21 protein-coding genes are annotated in these 25,646 nt (G+C 71.2%); 11 read left to right on the top strand and 10 right to left on the bottom strand.

Features of this window, described 5'->3' with window-relative positions; all coding sequences use genetic code 11:
* Positions 1-97: 97 nt before the first annotated feature.
* Together VKN16_20050 and VKN16_20055 are read left to right on the top strand one after the other, a co-directional pair.
* The gene (locus tag VKN16_20050; protein ID HME96499.1) at positions 98-442 is read left to right on the top strand and encodes a cupredoxin family copper-binding protein; all 345 of its coding nucleotides are present in this window, start codon (positions 98-100) and stop codon (positions 440-442) included.
* Positions 439-1,371 carry a metallophosphoesterase gene (locus tag VKN16_20055; protein HME96500.1) on the top strand — a complete coding sequence of 311 codons (933 nt, stop codon included), beginning with the start codon at positions 439-441 and terminating at the stop codon, positions 1,369-1,371. The genes VKN16_20050 and VKN16_20055 overlap by 4 nt, the downstream gene beginning before the upstream one ends.
* A gap of 6 nt (positions 1,372-1,377) precedes the next feature.
* On the opposite strand, the gene VKN16_20060 is transcribed toward VKN16_20055, so the two are convergent.
* The 4 genes from VKN16_20060 to VKN16_20075 all read right to left on the bottom strand — a co-directional run bounded on the left by VKN16_20060 (position 1,378) and on the right by VKN16_20075 (position 5,488).
* Entirely contained in the window at positions 1,378-2,715 is a 1,338-nt protein-coding gene (locus tag VKN16_20060; protein ID HME96501.1) for a type II CAAX endopeptidase family protein, read from the bottom strand.
* A 116-nt stretch (positions 2,716-2,831) separates the two neighbouring features.
* Positions 2,832-3,557: a gamma-glutamyl-gamma-aminobutyrate hydrolase family protein gene (locus tag VKN16_20065; GenBank protein HME96502.1), complete on the bottom strand. Its 726-nt coding sequence runs from the start codon at positions 3,555-3,557 to the stop codon at positions 2,832-2,834.
* Positions 3,558-3,566: 9 nt separating this feature from the next.
* Complete coding sequence (locus VKN16_20070) at positions 3,567-4,796, bottom strand: aminotransferase class I/II-fold pyridoxal phosphate-dependent enzyme (GenBank protein HME96503.1); 1,230 nt, start codon at positions 4,794-4,796, stop codon at positions 3,567-3,569.
* Positions 4,797-4,822: 26 nt separating this feature from the next.
* The gene (locus VKN16_20075; GenBank protein ID HME96504.1) at positions 4,823-5,488 is read right to left on the bottom strand and encodes a NeuD/PglB/VioB family sugar acetyltransferase; all 666 of its coding nucleotides are present in this window, start codon (positions 5,486-5,488) and stop codon (positions 4,823-4,825) included.
* A gap of 71 nt (positions 5,489-5,559) precedes the next feature.
* Between VKN16_20075 and VKN16_20080 the strand changes: the two genes are divergently transcribed.
* From VKN16_20080 to VKN16_20100, 5 genes are read left to right on the top strand one after another with little or no spacing between them, the layout of a single operon-like run.
* On the top strand, positions 5,560-6,549 hold the full coding sequence (locus tag VKN16_20080; GenBank protein HME96505.1) for a glycosyltransferase family A protein: 990 nt from the start codon (positions 5,560-5,562) through the stop codon (positions 6,547-6,549).
* A gap of 3 nt (positions 6,550-6,552) precedes the next feature.
* Positions 6,553-7,422 (top strand): LLM class F420-dependent oxidoreductase, encoded by an 870-nt coding sequence (locus VKN16_20085; GenBank protein HME96506.1) that lies wholly within the window; start codon positions 6,553-6,555, stop codon positions 7,420-7,422.
* Positions 7,423-7,466: 44 nt separating this feature from the next.
* Positions 7,467-9,236, top strand: coding sequence for a gamma-glutamyltransferase (locus VKN16_20090; GenBank protein ID HME96507.1), 1,770 nt, complete (start codon positions 7,467-7,469; stop codon positions 9,234-9,236).
* Positions 9,230-9,976 carry a hypothetical protein gene (locus VKN16_20095; GenBank protein ID HME96508.1) on the top strand — a complete coding sequence of 249 codons (747 nt, stop codon included), beginning with the start codon at positions 9,230-9,232 and terminating at the stop codon, positions 9,974-9,976. The genes VKN16_20090 and VKN16_20095 overlap by 7 nt, the downstream gene beginning before the upstream one ends.
* Before the next feature lie 25 nt (positions 9,977-10,001).
* A complete protein-coding gene (locus VKN16_20100; protein ID HME96509.1) occupies positions 10,002-10,793 on the top strand; it encodes an SDR family oxidoreductase in 792 nt (263 codons plus the stop codon).
* 8 nt (positions 10,794-10,801) lie between these two features.
* On the opposite strand, the gene VKN16_20105 is transcribed toward VKN16_20100, so the two are convergent.
* The 4 genes from VKN16_20105 to VKN16_20120 all read right to left on the bottom strand — a co-directional run bounded on the left by VKN16_20105 (position 10,802) and on the right by VKN16_20120 (position 16,437).
* A complete protein-coding gene (locus VKN16_20105; protein HME96510.1) occupies positions 10,802-11,023 on the bottom strand; it encodes a hypothetical protein in 222 nt (73 codons plus the stop codon).
* Positions 11,024-11,036: 13 nt separating this feature from the next.
* Positions 11,037-13,442, bottom strand: a complete 2,406-nt coding sequence (locus tag VKN16_20110) for a GAF domain-containing protein (GenBank protein ID HME96511.1) — start codon at positions 13,440-13,442, stop codon at positions 11,037-11,039.
* Positions 13,443-13,496: 54 nt separating this feature from the next.
* Complete coding sequence (locus VKN16_20115) at positions 13,497-14,780, bottom strand: MFS transporter (GenBank protein HME96512.1); 1,284 nt, start codon at positions 14,778-14,780, stop codon at positions 13,497-13,499.
* A gap of 154 nt (positions 14,781-14,934) precedes the next feature.
* Positions 14,935-16,437, bottom strand: coding sequence for an amidohydrolase family protein (locus tag VKN16_20120; GenBank protein HME96513.1), 1,503 nt, complete (start codon positions 16,435-16,437; stop codon positions 14,935-14,937).
* Between the two features lie 338 nt (positions 16,438-16,775).
* Between VKN16_20120 and VKN16_20125 the strand changes: the two genes are divergently transcribed.
* Entirely contained in the window at positions 16,776-17,150 is a 375-nt protein-coding gene (locus tag VKN16_20125) for a response regulator (protein HME96514.1), read from the top strand.
* Positions 17,151-17,244: 94 nt separating this feature from the next.
* On the opposite strand, the gene clpB is transcribed toward VKN16_20125, so the two are convergent.
* Entirely contained in the window at positions 17,245-19,842 is a 2,598-nt protein-coding gene (clpB, locus tag VKN16_20130) for an ATP-dependent chaperone ClpB (GenBank protein HME96515.1), read from the bottom strand.
* Position 19,843: 1 nt separating this feature from the next.
* Entirely contained in the window at positions 19,844-20,914 is a 1,071-nt protein-coding gene (locus VKN16_20135) for a DnaJ C-terminal domain-containing protein (GenBank protein ID HME96516.1), read from the bottom strand.
* A 155-nt stretch (positions 20,915-21,069) separates the two neighbouring features.
* On the opposite strand from VKN16_20135, the gene VKN16_20140 reads away from it, so the two are divergent.
* From VKN16_20140 to VKN16_20150, 3 genes are all read left to right on the top strand, one after another.
* Positions 21,070-23,190, top strand: coding sequence for a hydantoinase/oxoprolinase family protein (locus VKN16_20140; protein HME96517.1), 2,121 nt, complete (start codon positions 21,070-21,072; stop codon positions 23,188-23,190).
* Positions 23,191-23,201: 11 nt separating this feature from the next.
* Complete coding sequence (locus VKN16_20145; protein HME96518.1) at positions 23,202-23,723, top strand: hypothetical protein; 522 nt, start codon at positions 23,202-23,204, stop codon at positions 23,721-23,723.
* Positions 23,724-23,821: 98 nt separating this feature from the next.
* Positions 23,822-25,645, top strand: coding sequence for a hydantoinase B/oxoprolinase family protein (locus VKN16_20150; GenBank protein HME96519.1), 1,824 nt, complete (start codon positions 23,822-23,824; stop codon positions 25,643-25,645).
* Position 25,646: the final 1 nt, after the last annotated feature.

The raw sequence follows: 25,646 nt of genomic DNA on the forward strand, positions 1-25,646 counted from the left end.
AACGCGCGGAGCGCCCGACCGTTCCCACCCGCCGATCTTTTTCATCGAGGAACGGCGGCGGCGCTCTCGCGTTGGCAGGAGCGAGGAGGAACCGGACATGGGCACATCCAAAGCAATCTTGACGACGATCGTGACGATGGCGGCGCTGCTGCTGGTCGCGAGCGTGGGCGCGGCCGCGGAGAGTGCGGGCACGCGGGTCGAGATCAAGGCGCACGGCTTCGACGTTCCCGAGCTGACGGTGCCGGTGGGGACCACCGTGACGTGGATCAATCACGACGACGATCCCCACACCGTGACCTCGACCGACAACGCCTTCCGGTCGCCGGGTCTCGACACCGACGAGACGTGGGCCTTCACCTTCACGCGGCCGGGCACCTACCCCTACTATTGCACCTTGCATCCACTGATGACCGGCACGGTCATCGTGAGGAGCGGATCATGAGCGAGCGAGTGGACGTCGACCGTCGAGCATTCCTCCAGTGCATGGCGTGGACCGGAACCGGCCTGCTGTGGTCGGTGAGCGGCGGGGTGCTCTCGTCGCGGCCGATTGGCGCCGAGGCGGCGGAAGCGGCCGGACCGCCGGCCACCTTCAGCTTCGCCCAGATCAGCGATTCCCACCTCGGGTTCAAGGGCGAGGCCAACCGCGACGTGCTGGCCACCTTCCAGACCGCGATCGCGCGCATCCGGGCGCTCGACCCGAAGCCCGCGTTCCTGATCCACACCGGCGACATCACCCACGCGCAGAAGGCCGGCGCGTTCGACACCGCCCGCCAGGCGCTGCAGTCCGCGGGCGTGGAGCGCACGTTCTACGTGCCGGGCGAGCACGACGTGTTCGCGGACGGCGGCGCGGAATACCTCGAACGCTTCGCCACCGATCCGCCGGGTCGCGGCTGGCAGAGCTTCGACTACCGCGGCGTCCACTTCGTCGGCCTCGTCAACGTCCTCACCTACAAGGCGGGCGGGGTGGGCAACCTGGGCGCCGAGCAGCTCGAGTGGCTCGAGCGTGACGTCGCGGGCCTCGCCAGCAGCACGCCGATCGTGGTGTTCGCCCACGTGCCGCTCTGGGCGGTGTATCCGCAGTGGGGCTGGGTGACCGACGATGCGGGGCGGGCCCTCGGCTATTTGAAGCGCTTCGGCTCGGTCACCGTGCTGAACGGCCACATCCACCAGATCATGCAGAAGGTCGAAGGCAACGTGACCTTCCACACCGCGCGCTCCACCGCGTTCCCGCAGCCGGCGCCGGGCGCCGCGCCGGCCCCGGGACCGATGAAGGTGCCGGCCGACACTCTGCGCGGCGTGCTGGGCATCCGCGAGCTCACCTACGCCGCGGGTCGCGATGCCCTGGCGGTGGTGGACCCCACGCTCGCGTAGCGGCCGCTAGAAGCGGAGGAGCAGGAGGAAGCTGGCGGTGGCGAGGAGGTTGCTGGCCGCGTGGGCCAGCATGCCGGGCAGCAGGCTGCGGGTGCGCTGGTAGCCGAGGGCCCAGATCATGCCGCTCCAGGTGACCGCGGCGAAGCCCTGCACGCCGTAGCCGTGGGCGATGCCGAAGATGGCCGCGCTCAGCAGAGCCGCGCTCCATCCGGTGAGGCGGAGGCGCAGGGTGGGGAAGAGTAGTCCGCGGAAGGCCAGCTCCTCGAAGACGGGGGCCCACACGACGCCGTCGAGCGTGCCGGCGGCCACCGTGGCGGGCGAGCCCCAGAGGAATTCCTCGAGGAATCCGTCGGCCCAGTGCGAGGTGACGCCGAGGGCGCCGAGGCCCATCGAGAGCAGGCTCTCGCCCACGATCGACAGTGCGAGCAGCACCAGGCTCCACGCGATCAGGCGGCGGCCCGCGCCCGGCGGCGCATCGAGGCCCAGGCCGAACGTGCCGCGCAGCGTCCGGCCGCGCGCGTGCAGGTACCGCCGCGCCCACCACAGCATGGGAAGGCCGCCGACCAGCCCCATGATCGCGGTGCCCTCCGGGGTGCGGGGCAACAGCGTGACGACCACCGCCGGGATCAGCAGATAGGCGAACGCGGATCGGAAGAAGAGGCCGAGGCCGTCGGCGATCCCCCACGGCGGCGGCAGCGGCGCGCTCGCGACCCGGGCGCCGTGCCGACCGCGCAGGAGCCGCCACAGCACGACCGCGCTCGCCGCGAGGAGCAGCGCGCCGATGATGGTCAGCAGCCGCACGCGCACGAGGAGCGAGCGGCCGCGCTCCTCGATCCCGGCCTCCGCCTCGGCCTGCAGGGTCGCGTCGTCGACCCGGGTGGCGATCCGGCGCACGAGCGTGTCGGTGAACCAGTCCCGGGGCAGCTCGCGACGGATCTCCTCCGCCATCGCGACGGCTTCCTCGGGCCGCGGGGCGTCGAGGTAGGCCGCCTCGAGCCACCGACCGTACTGGCCGGCGACGGCGTCGTTGTCCTCGAAGGACTCGATCATGGTGCCGGTCCGCTCGAGCAGCCCCGCCTCGCCGAGCAGGACCACCAGGTCGAGATCGGTGCGCGCGGAGCGCTCGTCGTCCTCGAACTCGTCGAAGCGCGCGATCGCGTCGTCGAAGGTCTCGGGATCGGAGCCGGTCATCTCGTAGAGGCGCCGCTCCCAGGGCGGGAGGTGCTGGAAGGCCTGATCCAGATCCATCTCGCGGGAGACGAGCCGCTCCAGCGACTCCTCCGGCCGCTGGAGATTGCCGAGCGGCGAGCCCCACGAATAGTAGAAGAAGGCGACCAGCAGCACGGTGAGCACCGCGTAGAGGGCGGTGCCCCACCGCGAGAAGTGGCGCGCGGGCGCGGCCGCGACCGGAGAATCCGCCGGCAGGTCGGGCGCCGGCGGCGCGAGCTCGTCGAGCGGGGTCAGGACCGGCGGGCCGCGGCCACGAGAGCGGCGAAGAGACGCCGGGCCGGCTCGGAGTGGCCCACCAGCTCCTCGGGGTGCCACTGCACGCCGAGGACGAAGCGGGTCGGGTCGTCCAGCTCCGCGCCCTCCACGACCTGGTCGGGCGCCCACGCCACCGCGGTGAGTCCGCGTCCGAGACGCTTGATCGCCTGGTGGTGCATGCTGTTGACCTCGAGCTCGTCGGTGCCGAGCATCTCGGCGAGCCGGCTGCCCGGCGTCACCTTCACCTTGTGGGTGGGCTGGTCCCGCGGCTCGGTCTGGCTGTGCGGGATCTCGGTACCGGGATCGGTACCGACGTCCTGGTGGAGGCTGCCGCCCAGCGCCACGTTGAGCACCTGGATGCCGCGACACACCGCGAGGACCGGCAGCCCGCGGCGCAGAGCCAGGGTCAGCGCCGCGGTCTCGAGGGTGTCGCGCGCCGGCGCCACATCGTAGAGCGTGTGATGAGGGGCCTCGCCGAAGAGCGCGGGATCGACGTCGCCGCCACCGGTGAGGAACAGGCCGTGGAGCCCGGCCCCCAGCTGCTCGAGCGATGCGGCGGAGAGCTGCGGAGGCAGCGGCACCGGCACGCCGCCCGCCTGCTGCACCGCGTGCAGGTACGCCGAGTTCAGGTACGCGCGCTCGGGATGCTTGGCGACGGTGATCGACGTGCTGACGCCGATGAGCGGAGCGGACCGCGACATGACGTCATGTTAGCACACGCCCTCGGCGCCCCGGCCGCGCCGGGCGTTCGCCACGTGCGCGCGCACCCGGTCGGCCGCGTCCACCGCGAGCCGGATGATCCGACAGATCAGGGCGATGCTCTCCACGTCCACGGCGGGACCGGTGGGGAGCGACAGGACTCGCGCGGCCACCGCGTCGGTGTGCGGCAGCTCGCTCGCGCTCGGACGGGACCGATACGGCTCCGCACGGTGGCATCCGGGATGAAAGTACCGACGCGCGAGGATGCCCTCGGCGCGCAGCACCTCGTCGAGGTCGTCGCGATGGAGGCCGGCCGGCCCCGCGTCGATCTCGAGCACGACGAACTGGTGGTTGTGCCGCTCGCCGTCCGGATAGGTCACCACCGCGAGGCCGGGCACGCCGGCGAGCCCGCGGCGATACGCCGCGTGGTGAGCGCGGTTGATCGCGGCGACCTCCTCCGCGCCCTCGATCGACGTGAGGCCCATGGCCGCGGCCACCTCGCTCATCTTCGCGTTGGTGCCGAGCGAGGCCGCCCGATCTCCGCCCGCGAGGCCGAAGTTGCGCATGGCCCGGACGCGCGCGGCCAGCGTGTCGTCGTCGGTGGTGACCGCGCCACCCTCGAAGCTGTTCACGTACTTGGTGGCGTGGAAGCTCAGCACCTCGGCGTCGCCGAAGCTGCCCAGGCTGCGTCCGTCGTGCGAGCATCCGAAGGCGTGGGCCGCGTCGAAGAGCAGGCGCAGGCGGTGGCGGCGCGCGATCGCGGCGAGCGCGCGCACGTCGCAGGCCCGGCCCCACAGGTGCACGCCGAGGATGCCGGTGGTCCGCTCGTTCACGAGGGCCTCGACGTGCGCGGGATCGATGTTGTGGGTGCGAGGGTCGATGTCGGCAAAGACCGGCGCGATGCCGAGCCACTGCAGCGCGTGGGCGGTGGCCACGAAGGTGAAGGCCGGTACGATCACCTCGCCGGACAGGTCGAGGGCGCGGGCGGCCAGCTGCAGCCCGAGGGTCGCATTGCAGACCGCCAGGCAATGGCGCACCCCGATCCGCCGGGCCAGCTCCGCCTCGAGCTCGCGGACGTAGCGGCCGTCGTTGGTGAGCCAGCGCCGGTCCAGCAGGTCGTTGATGCGCTCGAGCAGGCGGGCGCGATCACCGATGTTCGGGCGGCCGACGTGGAGGGACTCGCGGAACGCGGGCGGCCCGCCCGCGATCGCCAGATCCTCCACCCGCTCCTTGCCGACCATCGCGTCCGTCGCCCCGGTGGCCGGGCTCAGGCGTCTCCCCCGAGGGTCCGGAGCGCGCGCGCGGGCACGCCGCCGACCTGCGTGCGGTCCGGCACGTCCGCGATCACCACCGCCCCGGCGGTCACCACGCAGCCGGCGCCGATCTTGACGTGATCGGAGATGACCGCGCCGATCCCGATGTAGCTGCCCGCCCCGATCTCCACGGAGCCCGCGACGTTGGCCCCCGGCGAGATGGTGGTGAAGTCGCCGACGCGAGTGTGATGGCCGATCAGGGCGCCGCGATTCACGATCACGTGATCGCCGATCACCGCGTGGGCCGCGATCACCGCCGCCACGCTCACGATGGAGCCGCCGCCCAGGCCCGCGGTGCGCGAGACCCGCGCGGCGGGGTGCCGGAGGATCGCGAACCGGAACCCGAGCCTCGCGGCCTGGTCCACGAAGCGCGACCGCTGCGGGGTGCCGATCGCGCAGACCGCGTAGTGGGTGGCCGCGAGGGGCGCGAGGTCGTCCACCCAGATGACGGGGCGGCCCAGCAGCGGACGCCCGCAGCGCTCCCGCTCCCAGTTCTCGCCGAAGGCCTCGAGGGCGTACTCGTCGCTGTCGCTCACGAGATCGGCCACCTCCTCGGCGAAGGTCCGCGTGCCGAGGATGATCAGCTTGTGCTTGCCGGGGTCTTCCAGGGATCTGCTCACGGTGATGAGGGGTGGTAGAATCGCACGGCTTCGGACCGACCGCCACCCGGATTCTGGAGGAGCGCCCGGCATTGAAACCCCTGGTCAGTGTGGTCATAGCCGCCTACAACAGCGGCGCGTGGCTCATCGAGGCCGTCGAGAGCGCGCTCGCCCAGACCTGGCCGCGCCGCGAGGTCATCGTGGTGGACGACGGCTCCACGGTGGACCTGTGGGCGCTCCTCGAGCCGTACAAGTCGGCCGTCACGCATATCCGTCAGGAGAACGCGGGGGCGGGGGCGGCCCGCAACACCGGCGTCCGGGCGGCCTCGGGCGACTTCATCGCGTTCCTGGATCACGACGACGTCTGGCTCCCCGACAAGCTCGCGACTCAGATCGCGGTAGCCGCGCGGCACCCGGAGAGCGGTCTCATCGTGTGCGACGGCGTGCAGTTCGACGGTGAGCGGATCCTGCGCGAGAGCCTCTACAGTCCGACGCTCCGGCGGCGGTTCGCCGCGGCGACCGGAACCGAGATCACCGATCGCTTCTACTACGAGTTCCTCGACAGCAACCAGGTCGCGTGCCCGGCCCAGACCCTCATCCCGCGGGCGGTGATGGAGCGCACCGGCGTCCTGGCCACGACCCGTGGCGAGGCCTCGGACCTCGACTACTATCTGCGAATCGCGCACGACTACCCGGTGACGTTTCTCCGGGACCGGCTGGTGCGGTGGCGTTATCTCGCTTCCAGCGTGTCCGGGCCCGCGGAGCGGCGGTCGATCGAATGGGCGGTGATGGCGGTGTCGGTGCTGAGCCGTCACCGGGCCCTCTGCGCGCCGCAGCACCGCTCGATGGTCGCGTCGCGCCTGGGCGAGATCGCCCGCGGCGCAGCGTTGAAGGCGTTCCACTACGGATACCGGCAGGATCGTGCCTACGCGCGGGCGAGTCTCCTCAAGCTGCGGCGACTGGCCCCGCGGGAATCCCGCGCTGCGCTCTACCTGGCCGCCTTGGCCCTGCCCCCCGCGGTGGTGACGGCCCTCGCGCAGTGCTGGCGGCAAGCGCGCGGCTTGTGGCGGGCGGCCGATTAGGCCATGCGCATCGGCGTTGTCTTCCCGCAGACGGAGATCGGCCAGGACCCGTCGGTGATCCGCGACTACGCGCAGGCCGTGGAGGCCCTGGGCTATACGCACATCCTCGCCTTCGACAGCGTGGTCGGCGCCAATCCCGATCGGCCGGGCGGCTGGGACAGCCCCTACGACTACCGGCACCCGTTTCACGAGCCGTTCGTGCTGTTCGGCTTCTGCGCGGCGGTCACCCGCCGCATCGAGCTGGTCACCGGCGTGCTCGTCCTGCCCCAGCGCCAGACCGCGCTCGTCGCCAAGCAGGCCGCGGCGGTGGATGTCCTCTCGGGCGGCCGGCTGCGTCTGGGCGTCGGCGTCGGCTGGAGCCCGGTGGAGTTCGAGGCGCTGGGCGAGACGCTCGACAATCGCGGCCAGCGCATCGAGGAGCAGGTCCACGTCATGCGCGCGCTCTGGACCAGCGAGCTGGTGACCTACGAGGGCAGGTGGCACCGCGTGCTCGACGCCGGCCTCAATCCACTGCCCGTGCAGCGGCCCATTCCGCTCTGGATGGGCGGCGAGCACGAGACGGTGCTCCGCCGCATGGCCCGCCTCGCCGCCGGCTGGATCACACTGCAGACCGTCCGGCCCGGCCCCGCCATGCAGGAGACCATCGATCGCCTCCACGGGCTGGTCCGCGAGGCCGGCCGCGATCCGGCCACGTTCGGCATCGAGGGACGGGTGGCCCTGGCCCGGCTGGCGCCGGACCAGCACGAGCCGGAGATGGCGGCGTGGCGGGCGATGCGCGGCATCACGCACCTCTGCGTGAACACGATGGGCTCTGGCCTGACCCGTCCCGAAGACCACGTGAAGGCCCTCGAGCGCTTCCGCGCGCACTGCTAAGTGCCCGCCGCCATTGAGGCGCCCGATGTGCTAGCATACGCGCCATGACACTCGACTCCGCGCAGTACCAGCGCAGCGCTGCACCGGCCGGCTCGGGCCCGATGAACCAGGTGATGGGGCGGCAGTGGATCGTGTCGGCCGGCCATCCGCTCGCAGCCCAGGCCGCGGCGCGCGTGCTTGCCGCTGGCGGCAACGCGATCGACGCCGGAGTCGCCGCCGGTTTGATGTTGGGCGTCGTCCATCCCGACATGGTGAGCTTTGCGGGCGTCGCCCCCATCCTGGTCCACCTCGCGGCGACGGGCGAGACGTTCGAGGTCTCCGGGGTCGGGCCCTATCCGCGCCGCGCCAGCGCCGAGTACTTCCGGACGCAGCACGGCGGCGACATGCCGGCCGGCCTGCTGCGCACGGTGGTGCCGGCGTCGCCCGACGCGTGGTGCGTGGCCCTGCAGCGCTGGGGCACGCGGTCGTTCGCCGACGCGGTCGCCGGCGCGCTCGAGTGCGCCGAGCACGGCTTCCCGACCTCGGCGTTCTCGGCGTCGATCATGGCCAACAACGCCGAGCGGTATCAGCGCTTCCCGACCTCGGCCGCGATCTTCCTGCCCGGAGGCAAGCCGCACGCGCCGGGCCAGCTCTTCGTGCAGGCGGAGCTGGCCGCCACCATCAAGGAGATGGTGGCCGCGGAGCTGCGCGCTGCCAAGCGTGGCCGCGTCGGCGCCATTCAGGCCGCCCGCGACGCCTTCTACAAGGGCGACATCGCGCGCCGGATCGCCGACTACCATGCCCGCGAGGGCGGACTGCTCGCCTACGAGGATCTCGCCGATTTTCACGCCGAGGTGGCGCCGGCGCTGACCACCACGTTCCACGACTACGAAGTCGCGGCGTGCGGTTTCTGGTGCCAGGGCCCGGTGTTCCTCCAGATGCTGAACCTCATCGAGCCCTACGACTGGCCCGCGCTCGGCCACAACACCCCGCGGGCGCTGCACATCCTGGTCGAGGCCATGAAGCTGGCTTTTGCGGATCGCGAGGCCTACTACGGCGACCCGCGCTTCGTGCACGTGCCCGCCGAGGCGCTGCTGTCGAAGGCCTACGCGGACCTGCGCCGCGGGCTGATCCGCGAGGATCGCGCGTGGCCGGACATGCCGCCCGCGGGTGACCCGGAGGGCAAGGCGGCGGTGCGCAACGGTCACGGCGCCGCGTCCAAGGTCGGCGCGCCGTCGGCGGCCGGGACCCTCGACACCTCGTACGTCTCGGTGATCGACGCCGAGGGCAACGCGTTCTCGGCGACGCCCAGCGATCCGGGCGGGGTGGACTCGCCGGTCGTTCCCGGCGTCGGCTGCGTGGTCTCGCCCCGCGGCTCGCAGGGCTGGCTCGTGCCCGGGCACGCGAGCGAGGTGGCGGGGGGCAAGCGGCCGCGGCTGACCCCGGCGCCGTCGATGGTGCTGCGCGACGGGCGCGCCTTCATGGCCTTCGGCACGCCCGGGGGCGACGTGCAGCAGCAGGCCATGCTGCAGGTGCTGCTCAACTCGACCGCATTCGGGATGCGACCGCAGCAGGCCATCGAAGCCCCGCGGCTGGCCACCCGCTCGTTCCCCGATTCGTTCTGGCCGCACACCAACTCGCCGGGCCGGCTCGACGTGGAGGCCCGGATCGCGCCGGACACGCGCGCGGCCCTGGCCCAGCTCGGCCACGTGATCAACGACTGGCCGGACTACGACTGGCGGGCCGGTGCGGTGTGCGCGTCGGTGGTGGGCCCCCACGGCACTCGCCTGGGCGGCGCGGATCCGCGTCGCGGCGCGCACTCGATCGGTTGGTAGATCGCCCGACGGCGCGCCTGGCGCGGCGCCGCTGCCTGGTCGCCGCTTTCGTCCTGACCGTCGGAGCGACGCTGGGCACCTTCCGGCCCCTGCAGGCGGCGGTCACCCTGCCCATCCCGTCCGCGGTGCCGGCGGGAGACCGGAAGCGGCTCGAGGAGGTCGTCAGGCAATCCTTCGTCTCGACCCAGCAGTCGGCCGACGCCTATCCCGTCCGCCCCGAGATCTTCGAGTACCTGCTGGATCACCCCGAGTTCGCCAGCCACGTCACGCGCGCGCTCAAGGCCGCCCGCTATCGCATCTGGCAGGAGCAGGGCGCGCTGTGGCTCGACGACGGCTGGGGTGTGCGCGGCACGTTCTGGACGGTCTACGCGCAGCCCGGCCTGCGCCTGATGATGGCCCAGGGCGCGTACCAGTCCGCCTTGCCCGACATCAAGGGCCGCGCGGTGGTGGCGCTGGCCTACGGCTTTCAGCCCAGCCCGACCGGGCGGCCGCAGGTCGCCACCACGGTGACCTCGTTCGTGGAGATCGACAGCGGAGTCATTCGCGTGATCGGCAAGGTGGGCGGGCCGCTCGTCCAGCGGAAGGCCGACCGCGAGGCCCGCACCCTCCTGAAGGTGTTCGCCAAGGTGATCCGCCTGATCGAGGAGAATCCCGCCGACGTGTACGCGCGCCTCAAGGCGCGGCCCGACGTGCCGAAGCCGGAGCTGGAGGAGTTCCGCAAGCTGCTCGGGGTGCCCTGACCGGGTAGCGACGAAAGGAGACGCGATGGCCACCCTCGAAGGTCGCACGATATTGATCACCGGCGCCGCCCGCGGAATCGGCGCGGCCTGCGCCCGCCGCCTCGCCCGCGAAGGCGCGCGCCTCGTGCTGGCCGATCAGGACGGCGCAGGGGTGGACACGCTGGCCGGCGAGCTGGGCCAGGTCGCGCTGCGGGCCGACGTCACCAAGCCGGCCGACATCGCGCGCATGGTCGACGAGCCGTACCGGCGCTGGGGCCGGCTCGACGTGCTGTTCAACAACGCCGGCGTCATCCGCGTGCAGCCCATGTTCGACGTGACCGAGGCGGACTGGGACCGCGTGATGGACGTGAACCTCCGCGCGGTGTTCTTCGTGCTTCAGGCGGTGGCGAAGCGCATGGTCACCCAGGACCTGATGCCCGGCTCGGAGCTGCGGGGCAAGCTCATCGCGACCGCGTCCATCGCGTCGTACCGCGGCGGCAACCACCTCATGACGCCGTACTCGGCCTCGAAGGCGGGCGTGGTCAGCCTCACCCGGTCGGCCGCGCAGCTGCTGGCGCCCGAGCGCATCACCTCGAACTGCGTGTGCCCGGGCGCGGTCGAGACGCCGATGTGGGAGCAGATCGACCGCGAGTGGGGCGCCCTGGAAGGGCTCGGGCAGGGCGAGGCGTGGAAGCGCCGCATCCGGCACATCCCCCTCGGGCGGCCGGAGCGGGCCGAGGACGTGGCCAGCGTGGTCGCGTTCCTGGCCGGGCCCGACTCCGACTACATGACCGGGCAGGCGATCAACGTGGACGGCGGAATCGTGATGGGCAGCTGAGCGGGCGCCTATCGCATGGTCACTTCGTTGACCGGGGTGAAGAACGCGGCGGCGTCGTAGAGCACCTGACCGACCACGCAGAACCACGCCCAGCGGTCTGGATCGGCGGGCGAGCAGCGTCGCGGCGTCTGCGTCGCGTCGGCGGCAATGAGACGGGGCCGCGGCGGGCCCGACGTGGCGCATCCGGCCAGCAGGACCGCGGCGAGGAGCGTCGCGCCCAAACGTCGCATGCGCGCGATGGCGCTACGCGGCGGGCGTGCTCTCGCCCTGGGCGCGGGGCAGGGCGGCGCTGCTCGGGACGTCCAGCTCGCGGTTGGCCAGGTCCACCGTCACCCGCAGGGCGCGCAGGCCCTGGGCGCCCTGCAGCTCGTCGAGCTCCACGTCCTCGGTCTCCCGGGTGAGATAGCCGAGCCGCTGCAGGTACTCGATGTACTCGCGCCACTCCGCGGCCTCGCTCCCGTGCGAGTACACCAGCGCGATCTTGCCGGGCTGGGTCAGTCGCTCGGTGGTGCCGCGGATGATCGCCTTGTCGATGCGCTTCTTGATGATCTCGTAGCGGACGTTGTAGGCGCCGTCCACGTCGAAGCGCTTCTCGTCGAAGCGGAAGCGGATCGACAGCGGGGCGTGCTGGATCAGGATCAGGTTGGTGATGTCGAGCCGCACCGGCAGCCGGTCCTTCAGCCGCTCCACCCGCAGCGCGACCCCGCACGCCACCATCAGCTGCCACAGGCGCATGTTCTTCAAGTAGAGCGGGTCGAAGCTGCCGTCCTCGCGGAGGGCGCCGCCCAGGTAGACGGTGTAGTCGACGCCGTCCGTCTTCTGCTTCTCGAAGTAGTGCGGGAACATGTCCTGCGCGGCCTGCTCCTCGAGATCGATGTAGGAGGACACCGCCTCGTTGATCATGGTGATGCTCTCGTCGAACTCCCGCCGCCGCGCGTAGACCAGGCCGATTCCCGGGTCCACCGTGGTGCGGTAGGCGTCGATCCGCTCGCGGACCCGGTCGCCGAAGGTCTGCAGGTGGTCGAAGAGCGGCTCCACGTCGGCCTTCAGGAAGTTCATCACCCCCAGCTCGTCGCCGGATCGCAGGGTGACCTCGATCTCGGCCACGTGGCCGTCGATGCGATGGGTCAGCTGGTCGAGGATGGGCAGAGCCCGCGCGTCGTGCGCGGCCCGGAGCACGTCGCGGGCCAGGCCCAGCTGGATGAGCAGATCGGCCTGGATGGCCCACGCGCGATGGGTGGAAGAGCCCCGGACGTCGGACACCGCGTACAGCGGGTAGACGTCGCGGAACACGATCGGGTCCATCTCGCCGCCCGGCTCGTGGTCTTCGGAGCCGTGCTCCATGCTCTCCAGCACCGCCTTGCGGAACCGCCACTCCACCACCGGGTGGATGGCGGTGAACTGCTCCTTGATGAAGCTCTCGACGCGGGAGTGCAGGTCGGCCACGCTGCGCCGCACCGCCATCGAGAAGAGCGGGAGGACCTCGCGCACGCGCGGGCCCAGAAGGGCGTTGATGTCGCCCGGATTGGGCGAGGTGAGGCTCAGCATGCCGATGAGCTCGCCCTGGTAGTGCAACGGGGCGACCACCAGGCTGCGCATGCCCTTGCGGAGGATGGCCTCCTCCTTCGCGGAGCGGGTGGTCAGCGCGGCCACGTCCTCCACGAAGATCGGCTCGCGGCGCCGGCTCGCCCGCTCGTATACCGAGCCGACGTAGTCGCTGATCTTGCCGTGGGCGGAGCCCGCGAAGATGCAGCCGTGGCCCTGCTGCAGCTGGTGCCCGGAGTTGAGGAGCAGGATCCGTTCGCCCTCGAAGGCGGCCAGGCTCAGGTGCAGCTCGGGGCGGCGGAACAGGGTCCGCAGCTTGGCCTGCAGCTTCTCGAAGCGCGCGTTCGAGACGATCGACTCCTTGTCGATCAGGTCCCGCTTGATGGACGACAGCACTTCCTGATCCGTCACGTCGGCGGCCTTGACCACCGTGAAGCCCGAGAAGCGCACGCTCCCGGGCGGGATCAGCGCGGCGAGCCCGTCCAGGTCCAGGGCCTGCGCGGCCAGCCGCTTGCGCATGTCGTCGGAGAGCGGGGGAATCGGGAGCAGACGCTCCACCTCCACGAAGCGGCCGTCGAACTGGATCTTGAAGTGACGCTCGAGGCCGCTGTCCGGCTCCGGCTTGGTCAGGATGAGCGGGTAGTCCACCGGGAACTCGATCCCGTACAGCCGCTCCAGGGCGAGCGCGTAGGCGTTGAGCAGCCGGAAGTCTTTCAGCGCGGCCATCTCGAGGTTCAGGCTGCCGTAGAGCACGCCGTCGGCGCCCATGATGTTCTCGAAGGCGGCGGTGCCGTACACACTGCGCAGGGTGAACGGGATGAGGGCGCCCATGTACGCGCGCTCGAGGAACGCGGCGGGGAACACCGCGCTCATCAGCGCGTCCACCAGCGGCGCGTGGACGTCGAGCAGGGTGATGTCGTCGATGGGACGGCTCAGCTCGGGAACCTGCCGCAGCCGGTTGAGGAGGGCGCGCGCGCTCTCGCCGCGCACCGAGGGGTCGGCGGCCTGCTCCTCCCAGAAGCGGATCAGCAGGCCGAGGCTCAGCCGACTCTCGAACGGGAAATCCTTCTGCAGCGCCGCCAGCGACGTCCGTGGCTCGTTCATGCTCATCATTTTACTCCTGCCGGTTGGCGGCTCTCCGCGTCCGTCGGCGCGTGCTCAGCTGGCCGTGGCAGGCAGGCCGGCCGGAGCGGGGCTCGGGGTCCGCCGCACCGGCGCCTCCTTGATGGCCAGGGCCAGCGGCACCGCCAGGAACGCGAGCAGGGCCGCGGAGGTGAATGCCCACGAGTAGGAGCCGGTGGCCTGGAAGATCCAGCCGCCGACCGCGGCGCCCAGGGCCGCCCCGCACTGGTGGGCGAAGTAGATCCAGCCGGAGAGCGCGCCCACCGAGTAGCGGCCGAAGATGTTGGCGGTCAGCGTGGTGGTGGGCGGCACCGTCGAGATGTAGTTGAGGCCGAAGACGGCCGCGAAGATGTGCAGCGAGGGCACGTTCCACACGTACAGCAGGAAGAGCAGGGAGAGGCCCCGCACCCCGTAGTAGAAGGCGAGCGGCCCCTTGCGCCCGAAGCGGTCGCAGATCCAGCCCGAGGCCACCGTGCCCACGATGTTCATGGCGCCCATCACGCCCAGAGCCTGCGCGGCGTGCATCTCGCTGAAGCCGTGCTCGGCGGCGTGCGGCACCAGATGGGTCAGCACCAGGCCGTTGGAGGTGTAGCCGCAGACGAAGAACGTCCCGGCCAGCAGCCAGAACGCGGGCACCTGCATCGCGTCGGCCACCGACGTTCGCGTGGCCGCCGGCGTCGGCGCGGCGCCGGTGGACGTGGGCGGCGCGTCGGCCCCGAACGGGCGCAGGCCCATCTGGGCGGGATCGTCGCGCAGGAGCAGCGTGAGGGGCAGCGCGATCACGAAGAGCAGGATGCCGAGGTAGACGAACGATTGGCGCCACCCGTAGGTCATGGTGAGCCAGACCGCCAGCGGGATGATCACGAGCTGGCCGGCCGACATCGCGCCGCCCACGACCCCCATCACGAGCCCGCGGCGCCCCTCGAACCAGCGCGCCGCCATGGCCGCGCCGGTGGACATACCGACGCCGCCCGACCCGAGCGCCATCAGCACGCCGGCGGTGATGTAGACCTGCCAGAGCGCGGTGACGCGTGCGGTGAGGAGCGTGCCCACGCCGAGCACGACGGCCGAGACCATGATGACCCGCCGGGGGCCCCAGCGGTCCGCGAGCCAGCCCACGATCGGTCCGGCCGCGCCCAGCAGCAGGAGCGACACCGCGGCGGCGCCGGAGAGCGCGGCGCGATCCCAGCCGAAGGTGGTCTCCATCGGCTTGATGAAGACCCCGAAGACGGCCCGCAGGCCGGAGGCGAGCAGCATGACGCCGACGAGCGCGCCGAGGACGACCCAAGCGTAGTGAACCTTGCCGCGCGATGCCCTCACCGGCGCCTCCTCGGCGAATGGGGGAAAACCCGACCAGCTTACGCTGGTGCTCCTTTCGATGGCAAACAGGCCGGGTCGAGATTCCGACCCGGCCTGTCCCGGATCATCCAACGGCGGCCCGGACGGCCGGCCAATCGGCGCGGTGAGGCGGGCCCTAGCCGGTCACACGATGCACGTAGCCGTAGCGGGCGTTGCTGCGCTCGCCTCCCAGCGCGACGTATTCGGCCTTGATGGCCGCGATCTTGTCGCTCGTGAGGGCGCCCTGGGCCGCCTTCATGTCGAGGCGATAGAGGCGGGCGGTGTTGCGGGAGAAGATCTGCGTCTTCACCGGGCCGTCGGCGGCCCCCAGGGCGGCGAAGCCGTGCTTCTTCTGCATGTCGGCGGGAATCTCCAGCCGACGGAGCGCCTCGATCTGCCACTGCGGTGAGCCGTACCAGAGCGAATCGGTGCCCCAGATGACGTGGTCGGCGCCGAGACCGCGGATCATGGTGCCCATGAACGCGGCCGCGAACCGCGGATTGGCCACCGCGGAATTCGCGAAGGCGGTGCCGATCTCGCCGTACACGTTGCGGACGCCGTACTTGGACGGGATCTCGGCCAGATCGGTGGCCCACTGGATTCGGCCGGTCTTGTCGAACTCGGCGAGCGCGTCGTCGGGCGTCTCCAGGAAGGGCCGGAGCGCCGAGTGGTAGATCACGAAGTTGAGCTTCGGCCAGTCCTTGGCCGCCTTCCCCACGTCCCACACCGTGTTGTACTCCCAGACGCCGGGCCACGACTTCTCGTAGTCGGCGGGGAGCAGCCCCTTGTGGATGCAGATCGTGTTGATGCCGGACTTGCTCATCTTCTCGTAGAACGGGTACATCAGCTTGTCGTCGTCGAGCCGCCAGTAGGACTGCTGCTTGGAGGGGAACAGCGGGTCGCCGATGGTGTAACCCTTCCAGGAATCGGGCTTGATGGTGGCGATGCAGCGGTCGACCTCGTCCATCCAGCCCGCCCGCTTGGGCGTGATCACCGAGTGCGCGAGCAGACGTCGCGAGCCGCTGATCTTGTTGATCGAGGCGCGCGCCATCGCCATCTGGTCGTTGCTGAGGAAGTCCCAGGCGGGGTCGTCGAAGGGCGCGCCGGACAGGAGTGCCACCTTGGTGTCGCTGTCGACGAAGATCTCCTTGACGTAGTTCTCGAACTTGTAGCGGGCCAGCGTGTTCTCGCCCCACAGCGTGGGATTCCAGTTCTGCTTGGCGTACTTGGCGAGGTCGAGCAGGCCGGCCTGGTTGAAGTCGTCGCGCACGAAGTGGGTCTGGGCGTCGATGATGAACTGCTTGGCGAGCCCGCCCGCCCGCTGGTTGGCCACTCCCGGGGTCTGGGCCTCGGCGCGGCTGACGTCGAAGAGCGGCCCGAACACCTCGTTCATGGCGAGGAACGCGGCGGCCATCCCGGCGCTCGAGGCGAGGAACTGGCGCCGGTCCATGCCGTGCCGCGGTCCCAGGCTCTCGGCCAGCTCCTTGATGCGCGCCTCCACGCGCTGCTGCTCCCGCGTCTGAGGCACCGGGTTGAACTCTCCGTTCGACACGATCTGGGTTGGGACGGGGGAGGGGAACGATGCGACCTCGGCGGGCGCCGTTCGCGACAGCTCCTCGTCGCTGAGGTAGTGGGCCATGGTGGACCTCCTTCGGGTGAAGGGGTTGGGATCGAGCAGCCCCGGGTCTCCGAGCGCTGGCCAGGAGACTAGGCTCATTCCTCGCCGTGTCAAGTCGCTGCGCGTCGCCGGTTCGAGCGCGCGGGAGGTGCCGCGGCGCGCACGATCTGCGCGCGGCGCGCCCGGAAGTTTTTGTGCGACGGAAGGCGGACGTCCGTCGTGTTCCAGCGACAACGTACGGCACTCGACCGGGCGGCCTCAATCGCGCCTAACTGCGCCGACACGCATAAGGTGGCGTACTGGAACGAGCCCTGGCGCGCTGGAACGGGCCTTGCTCCGTCTCGCGGGTAGGAACCGTCATGATGACCAAGCGAGTGCTCGTGGTGGACGATCAAACGCCGGTGCGGGAGCTGGTGGCCGCGGTGCTGGCCGCGGACGGCCACGCGGTGGAGACCGCGCGCGACGGCGCCGATGCGCTACGAATCCTGGACGGCCAGCCGGGCTACGACCTGATCGTGAGCGACCTGAAGATGCCGGGGCTCGACGGGCCGAGCCTCTATCTCGAGCTCACCCGCCGCTGGCCCGATACGCGACCGCACCTGCTGTTCATCTCCGGCTTCGTGGAGTCACCCGAGTACGCGGGCTTCCTCCAGGGCACGCGGGTGCAGGTCCTGCTCAAGCCCTTCGACGTGGACGAGCTCTCGCGCGCAGTCGCCGCCATCCTCGCCGGCTAGAACGGGGTCAGGTCTTGCATTACGACATTTTCGTGGCGCGCGCCGACGTCGGCCGTAGCGACAAAAATGTCGTAATGCAAGACCTGACCCCGGACTAGGCCGGCGTCGCCTCTGCGGTCTTGCGGAAGACGACCTTGCCGTGGTCGACGTCGGCCGCCACCGTGTCGCCCTCGCCGAAGGTACCGTTCAGCAGCTCCAGGGCCAGCGAGTCCTGGATCATCCGCTGGATGGTCCGCTTGAGCGGCCGCGCCCCGTACACCGGATCGTAGCCTTCCTGGGCGAGCAGCGCCTTGGCGGCCGGGCGCAGCTCGAGCGTGACCCGCCTGTCGGCGAGCCGCTTCACGAGGTGCCGGGCCTGGATCTCCACGATCGCGGCGATCTCCTCCCGGCCGAGCGGCTGGAAGATCACGATCTCGTCGATGCGGTTCAGGAACTCCGGCCGCAGCGCCTGCTTGAGCAGGTCCAGGATCAGCGCGCGCACCCGCTGGAGATCCGTCTCCTCGCGGAAGAACTGGCTACCCAGGTTCGAGGTCATGATGACCACCGTGTTGCGGAAATCGACCGTGCGGCCGTGGCCGTCGGTCAGGCGGCCGTCGTCCAGCAGCTGGAGCAGGACGTTGAAGACGTCGCCGTGGGCCTTCTCGATCTCGTCGAAGAGCACCACCGAGTAGGGCCGCCGGCGCACCGCTTCGGTGAGCTGGCCGCCCTCGTCGTACCCCACGTAGCCGGGGGGCGCCCCGATGAGGCGAGACACCGTGTGCTTCTCCATGTACTCCGACATGTCGATGCGGATCATGGCCCGCTCGTCGTCGAACAGGAACTCGGCGAGCGCGCGGGCCAGCTCGGTCTTGCCCACGCCGGTGGGGCCCAGGAACAGGAACGAGCCGATGGGCCGGTTCGGATCCGAGAGGCCGGAGCGCGCACGCCGGACCGCGTTGGACACCGCCACGATCGCCTCGCGCTGACCGATCACCCGCTCGCCCAGGCGCTCCTCCATCTTCACGAGCTTCTGCACCTCGGCTTCGAGAAGCCGGGTCACCGGGATCCCGGTCCACTTGGCCACCGTTTCGGCCACGTCCTCCTCGTCCACCTCCTCGCGTAGCATGCGGCCGCTCTTCTGGAGATCCGCGAGCCGCGCGTTCTCGGCGGTCAGGCGCTTGTCCAGCTCCATGAGGGTGCCGTAGCGCAGCTCCGCCGCCTTTTGTAGATCTCCGCGCCGCTCCGCGTCGGCCATGGCCGCGCGGGCCACTTCGGCCTCCTCCTTGGTCTTGCCGATGGTCAGGATCGCGTGCTTCTCGGCCTCCCACTGGCTGGTGAGGCGGGCCGACCGTTCCCGCAGCTCGGCCACCTCGGCGTCGAGCCGGGCCAGGCGCTCGCGCGAGACCTCGTCCGATTCGCGCGCCACCGACACCCGCTCGATCTCGAGCTGCATGATGCGGCGCTTGGTCTCGTCCAGCTCCGCGGGCATCGAGTCGATCTCGATACGCAGCCGCGAGGCCGCCTCGTCGATCAGGTCGATGGCCTTGTCGGGCAGGAAGCGGTCCGCGATGTAGCGATGCGACAGCACCGCGGCCGCCACCAGCGCCGCGTCCTTGATCTTCACCTTGTGGTGCACCTCGTACTTCTCCTTCAGGCCTCGGAGGATCGCGATGGTGTCCTCCACCGAGGGTTCGCGCACCATCACCGGCTGGAACCGCCGCTCGAGCGCGGGGTCCTTCTCGACATGCTTGCGGTATTCGTCGAGCGTGGTGGCGCCCACGCAGCGCAGCTCGCCGCGGGCCAGGGCCGGCTTCAGCATGTTGGCCGCGTCCACCGCACCCTCCGCCGCGCCCGCGCCCACCAGGGTGTGCAGCTCGTCGATGAAGCAGATGATCTCGCCGTTGGACTCGGTGATCTCGCGCAGCACCGCCTTGAGACGGTCCTCGAACTCTCCGCGGTACTTCGAGCCCGCCACCATCGCGCCGATGTCGACGGCGACCAGCCGCTTGTTGCGCAGCCCCTCCGGCACGTCGCCGGCGACGATGCGCTGGGCCAGCCCTTCCACGATGGCGGTCTTGCCCACGCCGGGCTCGCCGATCAGCACCGGGTTGTTCTTGGTCCGGCGCGAGAGCACCTGGACCACGCGCCGGATCTCCTCGTCGCGGCCGATCACCGGATCGAGCTTGCCCTTGCGGGCCAGCTCGGTGAGGTCCTTGGAATAGCGCTGCAGGGCCTGGTACTTGTCCTCCGGGTTCGGATCGGTCACGCGCTGGCTGCCGCGCACGTCCACCAGCGAGCGGTAGATGGCCTCCGGGGTCACGCCCGCCGCGGCGAGCAGGCGGGCGGCCCCGCCGCCCTTCTCCTGCGCGATGGCGATCAGCAGGTGCTCGGTCGAGACGTACTCGTCCTTGAGCCGCTCCGCCTCCTCCCAGGCACGGGTGATCATGCCCTCGAAGCGTGGGGAGGCGTACTGCCGGCCGCCGCCGCCGCGCACCTTGGGCAGCTTCTCGATCTCCGCCTGCACCTGGCGCGCGAGCGTCTCGGGACGCGCGCCGAGCTTCGCGAGCAGCGGCCCCACCACGCCCTCCTGCTGCTGCAGGAGCGCCTGGAGCAGGTGCTCGGGCTCGATGGCCTGGTGGTTGCCCTGGTCGGCGAGGGACTGCGCGGCCTGTATCGCTTCCTGGGCCTTGACGGTCAGCTTGTCCAGCCTCATCTCAGTTGGTCTCCGCTCTGAGCCTCTTCATCTCCTCGAAGAGCTCTCGTTCTCTCGGGCTGAGCCCGGTCGGTATCACGATCTGCACCTTCACGTACTCGTCGCCGGCACCGTCGCCTTTCAAATGCGGCATGCCGCGGCCGGGCAGCCGGAACGTCCTGCCGCTCGATGTCTCCGGCGGGATCTTCATCGACACCGGGCCCTTGAGCGTCGGTACCGAGACCTCGCCGCCGAGGGCCGCCACCGTCATCGGCAGCGCCAGGTCGGTGTGCAGGTCGTCGCCCTTGCGCTCGAAGCGCGGGTGCGGCGCCACCGTGACCCGCAGGTAGAGGTCGCCGCGGTCCGTGCGGTTGCCGGAGCCGCCGCCCGGTCCCTCCGCGGCCACGCGCACCCGCGAGCCGGTGTCCACCCCGGCCGGGATCTTGACCTCCAGGTTGCGCGTGGCCTTGGTCCAGCCGCCGCCGCGGCAGCGCGGGCACGGGCGGCGGTTGACATTGCCCGAGCCGCCGCATTGCGGGCACGGCTCGTTCAGCTCGATCGAGATCGCCTTCCGCGTGCCCTGAAACGCCTCCTCGAGCGTGAGCTGGATGCCCGCCTCCACGTCGCTGCCCTTGCCGGCCGGGCCGAAGCCTCCGCCGAAGCCGCCGCCCAGATCGCCGAGATCCGAGAACTCGAACTCGGCCGAGGGCCCCGCGCCCGGCTGCGCGCGACGGAAGCCGCCCAGGTCGCCGAAGATCGTGCGGAAGAAGTCCGAGAACCCGGCCGCGTCCCCTTGAGTGAACCGCCCACCAGATCCGCCGAAGGGGCGCCCCTCGAAGGGCGAGCGGCCTCCGCCTCCGGTCTCCGCTTGCGCGTACCGCTCCCAGTCCGGTCCGAGCGTGTCGTATCGCTTGCGCTTCTCCGGGTCGGAGAGGACCGTGTAGGCCTCGCTGATCTCCTTGAAGCGCTCGGCGTTGCCTCGGTTGACGTCGGGGTGGTGCTTGCGGGCCAGCCGGCGATACGCCGTCTTGATGGCCTTGTCGTCGGCCGTCCGGTCGACCCCCAGCGCTTTGTAGTAGTCCTTGTATTCCATTCGTCGCGACGCCTATTTAGACGGCACGGCGGCGCTCGGCCCGTGGCCCGCGCCGCCTCGTCCGCTCCGGGTGAAGTGTAGCAGACGGATCGGCGCTTGGCCGGGGCGGGGGTCACTTTTACGCAGTACCCGGCGGGTCTACAATGGCCGGGCCCGTGACCAGGACCTGCACCCTCGCGATCGACGTCGGCGGGACCTTCACCGACATCACGTTCACCGATGCGGCCACCGGCGCGCTCTGGGTCGCGAAGACGCCGTCCACGCCCGGCGACCTGTCGACCGGGTTCATCACCGCGGTGAGGAAGGTGCTGGCGCTGGCCGGCCGCGGCCCCGGCGACGTGTTGCGCGTGTTTCACGGCACCACCACCGCGACCAACGCCATCCTCGAAGGCAAGACGCCGCCGACCGCGCTCGTGACCACCGCCGGCTTCAAGTACGTGCTGGAGATCGGACGGCACGACATCCCGCGCCACGGCAACCTGTACGGCTGGTCCAAGCCGACCCGGCCCGTCACGCCGGAGCGCGTGTTCGAGATCTCGGAGCGGCTCGACGCCGACGGCTCGGTGCTCACCCCGCTGGACGAGCCGGCGGCGCGGGCGCTCGCGCGTCAGATCGGCCCGCTCGGTGTTCCCGCGGTGGCGGTGGTCTTCCTGCACGCCTACGCCAATCCGGCGCACGAGCAGCGCATGCAGGCGATCCTGGCCGAGGAGTGTCCGGACGTGCTGGTGTCGCTGTCCTCCGAGGTGCTGCCGCAGTTCCGCGAGTTCGAGCGCACGATGGCCACCGCGCTGAACGCAGCGGTGATGCCGCCGGTCAGCCGCTACGTGAGCGTGCTCCGCGAGGCCCTGGACGGAGAAGGCGTGGGCGCGCCGCTCTTGATCATGAAGTCGGACGGCGGGGTGACGAGCGCCGCGACGTGCGTGCGCCAGCCGGTGCAGACCGTGCTCTCGGGTCCCGCCGCGGGGGTGGTCGGCGCGGTGTCGGTCGGACACTCTGCCGGCCACGCCGACATCATCTCGATCGACGTGGGTGGCACGAGCGCCGACATCTGCCTGGTGCGCGCGGGCCGACCGGAAGTCACGAAGGACGGGATGATCGGCCCGTTCCCGCTCAAGCTGCCGATGGTCGACATCCACACCATCGGGGCCGGCGGCGGCTCCATCGCCACGGTGACCGGCGCGGGACGGCTCACGGTGGGGCCGCGCAGCGCGGGCGCCGAGCCGGGGCCGGTCTGCTACGGCCGTGGAGGCCACGAGCCGACCGTCACCGACGCGCACCTCATCCTCGGCCGCATCCCGCCCGCTCTGCTGGGCGGCGAGCTGCCGCTCGACGTGGCCGCGGCGCGCGCGGCGATGGCCGACCGCATCGGCCGGCCCCTCGGCCTGGGCGTCGAGGAGGCGGCGGCCGGCGTGATCGAGATCATCGACAACGCGATGGCGCGCGCCATCCGCACGGTCTCCGTCGGGCGCGGGCACGACCCGCGCCGCTTCGCGCTGGTGGCCTTCGGCGGCGCGGGCCCGCTGCACGCCTGCCGCCTCGCCGAGCTGCTCGAGATCCCGACGGTGGTGGTCCCGCCCCGGCCCGGCGTGCTGTCGACGTGGGGCCTGCTCGACACCGACATCCGCGCTACCTTCGTGAGGACCGCGGGCGTGGCCCATCGGCGGCTCGCCGACGCGGGCCCCCCGGTCTCCGAGCTCGAAGCGGCCTGGGCCGGCCTGGAGCGGCAGGCGCAGGCCTGGCTCGCCGGCGAGCAGGTGCCGCCCGAGCGCCGGCGCTTCGAGCGCGCGGCCGACCTGCGCTACGAGCACCAGAGCTTCGAGCTGACGTGCCCGCTCGGCGAGGGGTCGATCACCGCGGTCGCGCTGCAGGGACTGGTCGGCACCTTTCACGCCGAGCATCGGCGGCTCTACAGCTACGATCTGCCGTCGGCGCCGGTGGAGCTGGTGAACCTGCGGCTCACCGCGGTCGGAGCCCTCCCGCGTCGCGCCCCTCACGTGCCGGCGGCCGGGGTGGGGCGCCTCGCGGAAGCCCGCGTCGGGAGCCGCCCGGTGTATTTCCGGGGTGCCGGCTTCCTCGACACGCCCTCCTACGCGCGCGACCGGCTCGGCCCGGGCATGACTCTCACCGGGCCGGCGATCGTCGAGCAGAGCGACGCCACTCCGCTGATCGCCCCGGGGTTCCACGCGCGCGTCGACGCCGCCCACAATCTCGTGGTGGGACGCGAGACGGCGGTGCGCGGGGTGGGGGAGCGCGGGGCGGCGGCGCAGACGGCATAGGAGCGGCCATCGTGGCCGCGGCGCGCCTCGGGCTCGTGACGCTCGCGCTCGTCCTGACCGGCTGCGCCTCGATGCGCACATCCGAGCAGACACGCTGGCAGGCCCTGGCCGACGAGGCGACCACTCGCCTGGGCGCTCCGCCGGCCCACGTCACGCTGGTCAGCGGCAGCCTCGGCCGCTATCACTGCGAGACGCGGGTCCTGCAGCTGGGCGCCGACGGCGACACCCGGTGGCTGCTCGCACACGAGCTGGGTCACCATCTGAGCCGCTCCTGCGGCGGGACGCTCGACTCCGAGATGACCGCGAACGCGTGGGCCGTCCGCGTGCTGCAGGCCTGGGGCGACACCGAGGCGGTGGCGGTGCGGACCACCGTCCGGCACCTGGTCTATCTCAAGCGCCTGCGCGGGGATCGTCAGGCCATCGGCCACAACTACTGCGCGGAGGCTGCGGACATCCTGCGTCGCTATCCGGAGCGTGGCGATCCGCGCAATCCCGGCGACGAGACGTGCAGCGCCGAGCTGGCCGGCCGATGAGCGCGTCGCGCCGGGCGGGTCCGCGACGGCCTGGGTCGCGTTGACAATGTGGCGGCCTCGGGCGCACCCTGATGGCCCGATGCGCGAGGAGCGTTCGCATGGCTGAGCCCGCTCGACTCGAGACGACGGTCGATCCGATCACGCTCGAGATCATCCGGGGGAGCCTGGGCTCGGCCATCCGCGACATGGAGCTCCTGATGGAGCGGTGCGCGATGTCGCCGTTCATCAAGGAGAAGAAGGACTACTTCGTCGGCATCTTCGACACCCGGGGGCGCATCGTGGCCTGCCACATCTCGGGCAGCGGGCCCGGCATGCTGCAGGCCATCATGAAGACGTATCCGCTCGAGACCATGCGGCCGGGCGACGTGTACTGGTTCAACGACCCGTATGTCTCCGACGGGGCGGTGCAGCATCACCAGGACATGGTGTTCGCGGTGCCGATCTTCCACGAGGGCCGGCTGGTGGGCTTCGCCACCACCTTCGGGCATTACCAGGACATCGGCGGGCTGCGCGCCGGCTCCATCTCGCCGCACGCCACCGAGATCTACCACGAGGGCGTGCTGGTGCCCCCCGTGCGGATCGTCCGCGAGGGCCACCTGAACGAAGAGGCCTACCGGATCTTCCTGCGCAACTCGCGCCTGCCCGATCTGGTCGAGGGCGACACGCGCGCGATGATGGCCTCCTGCCGGCTGGCCGAGACGCGGCTCGGCGAGCTGTGCGGCCGCTACGGGGTCGACACCGTGCTGGCCGCTTTCGAGGCATGCATCGCCCAGACCGCGGAGCGGGCGCGCGAGCTGTTCCTCGAGCTGGTCCCATCGGGGCGGTGGCGCTTCCACGACTTCCTCGATAGCGACGGCGGCCGCGAGGAGCGGCCCTATCGCATCGACCTCACCCTGGAGCGCCGGGGCGACCACGTGAGCCTGGACGGCTCGAATTCCGATGACCAGGCGCGCGGCCCGATCAACTTCACCACCAATCCCGGGCTGCTGCGCATCGCCTTCGGTCGCTATCTGCAGTCGCTCGATGCCGATCTGGAGGTCAACGAGGGCCTGCTCCACAACCTGGACGAGTGGATCGCCCGCGAGGGGAGCCTCCTCAAGCCGCGCTTCCCGGCGCCCCTCGGCATGCGCGCCAATACCCGCTTCCGGGTGATGTCCTGCATCTTCGGCACCCTCGCCCAGGCCAACGGCGGCCGCGTTCCCGCGGGCTCGCCGGTCTACGTGCTCTACTACTTCCGCGCGTGGGACCCGGTGCGGCAACGCCCGATCCTCTGCATCGAGGGGCTGGGCGTGGGGCTCGGAGCGCGGCCGTTCGCCGATGGCGTGGACGTCATCTACTACATCGCCCAGGAGAACTACCCGGTCGAGTACGTGGAGCGCGACTTCCCGCTGCGGGTGGAGCGCTACGCGGTGCGACCGGACTCGGGGGGCCCCGGGCTCTACCGCGGCGGCACCGGCGTGGTGCGCGACGTGCGGGTGCTCGCCGAGCGCGCGGAGCTGGCCACTCGCATGGAGAACACGCTGGTCGCGCCATACGGGGTTGCGGGCGGGAGCGCGGGACGCACCGGCCGCATCGTGCTGAACCCGCACACGCCGCAGGAGCGCGTGCTGCCCGCCCTGGGCGACGGCATCGTGCTCGAGCGCGGCGACCTCCTGCGCCTCGAGACGTGCGGCGGGGGCGGCTGGGGCGACCCGCTGGCCCGCGAGCCGGAGCGGGTGCGCCAGGACGTGGCGCGCGGCTTCATCACCGCGCGCGGGGCGCTCGCCGACTACGGAGTCGCGCTGGACGACGCGACGCTCGAGATCGACAAGACCGCCACCCAGGAGGAGCGGGCCCGCCGCGCCCGCGACCTGCCGCTCATCGATCGCGGTCCCGGCTTTGCGGAGGCCGAGGCGCGCTGGCGCGCGTTCCGGGCCTCCTGAC

Source organism: Candidatus Methylomirabilota bacterium (genome assembly GCA_035315345.1).
Lineage (GTDB): Bacteria > Methylomirabilota > Methylomirabilia > Rokubacteriales > CSP1-6 > CAMLFJ01.